The organism is Bartonella sp. CL25QHWL (assembly GCF_042195335.1).
Classification (GTDB): Bacteria; Pseudomonadota; Alphaproteobacteria; order Rhizobiales; family Rhizobiaceae; genus Bartonella.
Genome location: NZ_JBHIOE010000025.1, coordinates 5,380 through 7,667, shown reverse-complemented (window position 1 = coordinate 7,667; position 2,288 = coordinate 5,380). Strand labels below are relative to the sequence as shown.

Annotated in this window: 5 protein-coding genes; 4 read left to right on the top strand and 1 reads right to left on the bottom strand. The window is 40.3% G+C overall.

Translation table 11 applies throughout. The features are described 5' to 3' along the window. Positions 1–527: 527 nt before the first annotated feature. The gene (locus ACFILY_RS08740; protein WP_375673331.1) at positions 528–1,058 is read right to left on the bottom strand and encodes a helix-turn-helix domain-containing protein; all 531 of its coding nucleotides are present in this window, start codon (positions 1,056–1,058) and stop codon (positions 528–530) included. Between the two features lie 152 nt (positions 1,059–1,210). Here ACFILY_RS08740 and ACFILY_RS08735 point away from each other — a divergent pair, with 152 nt between their 5' ends. The 4 genes from ACFILY_RS08735 to ACFILY_RS08720 form a co-directional block, all read left to right on the top strand. After that, positions 1,211–1,516: a helix-turn-helix transcriptional regulator gene (locus tag ACFILY_RS08735; RefSeq protein WP_005864619.1), complete on the top strand. Its 306-nt coding sequence runs from the start codon at positions 1,211–1,213 to the stop codon at positions 1,514–1,516. 73 nt (positions 1,517–1,589) lie between these two features. Continuing rightward, positions 1,590–1,730: a hypothetical protein gene (locus ACFILY_RS08730; RefSeq protein ID WP_171815235.1), complete on the top strand. Its 141-nt coding sequence runs from the start codon at positions 1,590–1,592 to the stop codon at positions 1,728–1,730. Continuing rightward, a complete protein-coding gene (locus tag ACFILY_RS08725; RefSeq protein WP_375673329.1) occupies positions 1,714–2,112 on the top strand; it encodes a hypothetical protein in 399 nt (132 codons plus the stop codon). The genes ACFILY_RS08730 and ACFILY_RS08725 overlap by 17 nt, the downstream gene beginning before the upstream one ends. Further along, positions 2,112–2,288 (top strand): ParB N-terminal domain-containing protein (locus ACFILY_RS08720; protein WP_375673332.1); only part of this gene is annotated, 177 nt, incomplete at its 3' end. The genes ACFILY_RS08725 and ACFILY_RS08720, both read left to right, overlap by 1 nt.

Below are 2,288 nucleotides of genomic sequence, written 5' to 3'. Positions count from 1 at the left end.
TTTGAGAACATCTTTAAAACTCTTTGAGAAAAAATAAATTGGTACAAAACCTAGTGTCAAAATATACAAAACCCGCTTGTAGTTTGACACTAGGTTTTATACTAAGTGGGAAAAGGTGGGATTAGGTAGGAATACGTGGTAATTTGTTGTTTTTATGTATAAAATTTAGCATTAAATGCGCGTTTTGTCAAAATAGATTTTGACACCTAAAATTGTAAAAAAGAGCTAAAAAGAGCGAAAATCAGAAAAAAGAGCGTTTTAAAGGTAAAAATGAGAGAAGGCTTTGAAAGGTCTTTGAAAACCCTGTGAAAGCCCAGAAAACCGCCTTTGAAGACCCTGTGAAAAAAATCACTCCAAAAGTTCAATTGACTCCAAAATCAGCCAAAAATAACCAAAAAAGCAAAAAAGATTTTCACCTATTGATGATTATCTATTTTTAGAGGCAATATATACTTATTAATCAAATAGTTATATTATTTTTTTAATGTAAAAAGATTTTCATATCGATTTTTCATATTAAAGAGGCATTAAGCCGTATTTTGTGTAGTTTCTAGATGTACTCTTTCAGCTTCTATTTGACGCTTTAAATGAATTTTAAGAAGAGGGAAAGTCGCTTCTACTTCTTCCATGTCGTTGATGTCTTGAACAAGCTCTTGTAACTTTTTATAAAGCTCTGCCGCTAATTCCGCTATATCTTCAGGGGGGAGTTTTATATTTGCATCGCGATAGGTTGTATAAGCTATGCGACCAAGCTTTTTCATGAGACCAGCAGGGATAGTTTGTGGTTTAAAACCAGCTGCTTTCGCCTTTTCCATGTCTGTAAACATTTCGCCTTCTCCAGTGAGAAGCCAATTGACGTCTATACCACAAATATTTTTGTAAATTACTAACATTGATGAAGGCGGTTCGCGTAAGCCAGTTTCGTAATTATACATAGTACTTTCTGGTACTGTAAGATGATCAGCAAACTGCTTGCGCTGAGTAAAACCAAGAGCGATCCGTACTTCACATAACCGCTTTGCCAGTTCTGTTTTAGGTTTTTTTTCAGATCTTGCCAAAAAAAATCACTCCAGATTTACATTTAGGGTTGACAAATTTATAAATGTAAATCATAACTATTATTACCGCCCGATATAGAGGGCAGATATTTTACAATTAACCCCACAAAAAACGGATGTGGGAGCATCCGTTTGAAGCAGGAGCGAAGTTTATGACAACCACACAAACATGCATCCAAGTTTGGGATCGCCATAGTATTTTAGCTGAGCTACGCCGCCGTAACATGACCTTGGCGGAGCTCGCGAAAGCTTATCAACTCTCGTCATCCAGTGTTCAACACATTTGGACACGATCTAACGAGAAAGCCGAACGTGCTATTGCCGATTTTATCGGTTTGCCCGTCGAGCAGGTTTTTAGCGACCGCTACCCCAAAAGTCGCCGTCGCATTTTTAAAGCAGCAAAACATGCCAACACAGATTCGCGTGCGCATTCTGCTTTGCGCGGTAATGCTGCTTGAACTTCGTTACACGGCTTTGCGCTTTTGCGCATTTGCCATGAATTTAAATACCATAAGATAAAAAGGTTTATCAATGTCTAAAGATCAGTACGAAATAGGCAAGATAAATTGCATAGAGTTGCATCATAGAACAGCCGTTTGCATGGGGTGGTTCTGGCGATTAAATGGTGGTCATATTGTTTTTATAGGGGGTGGTTATGGTTGCTGCTTGTAATTTATGGACCCCAGAAGCCAGAAGCGATATCGTTAATCCTTATTCGGAGGTTGAACGTTTGGAAGCTATGCTTGCCTGTTCTTTTAAGGCGGTGAGTGGTGGATTTAAGCATCTGCCGATCCGGTATATTATTGACCCTCCGCATGGCTTATTTGATGCGGCGTTAGCGCGACAGATTGTTATTCATATTTTGCATTATCAGTTTGAGGTGCCACGGCGGCGTATTGTTGCGATACAGGCACGTCAGCGGACTTCTATTTCTCTATCTATGCAAGTGATTAACCGGCGTTTGGAAGAACCCGTTTTTGCGAAAGCTTATCGAAGATGGGCGGGGCGTGCGATGGATTTATTCTTTAAAGAGATCAGAAAGGCGGCAGCGTGATGGCACAGTTTCAAAAGCTTGCTCTTGATGTGATTGTGGTGCCGGAGCGTATACGCCCTGTGGATGATGAGCATGCCAAGGCACTTGCACAATCAATGGCGCGGGAGGGATTGATGAATCCGATTACGGTGCGCCATACCCCCAATGCTAAGGAAGGTAATTACACGCTGATTGCT